This is a genomic window from Methylobacterium sp. J-001 (assembly GCF_022829565.1).
Taxonomy (GTDB): domain Bacteria; phylum Pseudomonadota; class Alphaproteobacteria; order Rhizobiales; family Beijerinckiaceae; genus Methylobacterium.
On sequence record NZ_JAKSYN010000204.1, the window covers coordinates 1 to 876 of the forward strand.

Below are 876 nucleotides of genomic sequence, written 5' to 3' on the forward strand. Positions count from 1 at the left end.
CTCGGCCCTCAGCCCTTCGCGGTTTTGAAGCATCATTACGCCCGCTGCCAAGCGCTGATCTTCCCCGGCGAGGAGGATTTTGGCATCGTTCCGGTCGAGGCCATGGCGAGTGGCCGGCCGGTAATCGCCTATGGCAAGGGAGGCGCGACCGAGACGGTGCAGGAGGGGGTGACCGGTACGTTCTTCCACGAGCAGTCGGTGGACGCTCTGATCGACGCCATCGCGCGGTGCAAGGCGATCGCGCCGAGGCCCAGCGACTTGGTCAGCCGGGCCTCCGAGTTCAGCATCGAGCGCTTCACCGGCGCGATGGCACAGTTCATCGACGGCGTCCTCAAGCGCGAGGACCACGGCCACCGCCCGGTCAGGGCCGGCGGACAGCTCGACCTATTGAAGTGAGTTTTGGCTAATCGTTCTGTCTTGAAGTTCAGAACATCATTTGTGAAAGATCTATCTTGATGCCTGAGACTATCGATATGGTCTATCCCATGATCCTGTGCGGCGGCACGGGGACGCGTCTGTGGCCTGCCTCGCGGGAGAGCATGCCCAAGCAGTTCGCCCGGCTGGTGGATGCGAAGACCTCGACCTTCCAGGCCAGCCTCGAGCGGGTCGCGGATGCGTCCGTGTTCGCCAAGCCGACCGTGATCGCCTCGGCCGAGGCCCGGTTCATCGTCGCCGAGCAGTGCAGCCAGCTCGGGATCGCCGCCGACATCGTGCTCGAACCCCAGGGCCGGGACAGCGCCGCCGCCGTGGCGGTGGCCGCGCTGCATGCCGCCGCGATCGACCCGCAGGCGGTGGTGCTGATCATGGCCGCCGACCACGTCGTGCCCGACACCCAGGCCTTCGTCGACGCCGTGAAGGCCGCCGCCGTGGGCGCGC

General features: G+C 66.6%; 2 protein-coding genes. Both read left to right on the forward strand.

Going from position 1 to position 876, the window contains the following annotated elements:
• Nucleotides 1–396 (forward strand): glycosyltransferase (locus MKK65_RS27165; RefSeq protein ID WP_243961242.1); only part of this gene is annotated, 396 nt, incomplete at its 5' end.
• Nucleotides 397–455: 59 nt separating this feature from the next.
• A partial coding sequence (locus tag MKK65_RS27170; protein ID WP_243961243.1) for a sugar phosphate nucleotidyltransferase occupies nucleotides 456–876 on the forward strand: 421 nt, incomplete at its 3' end.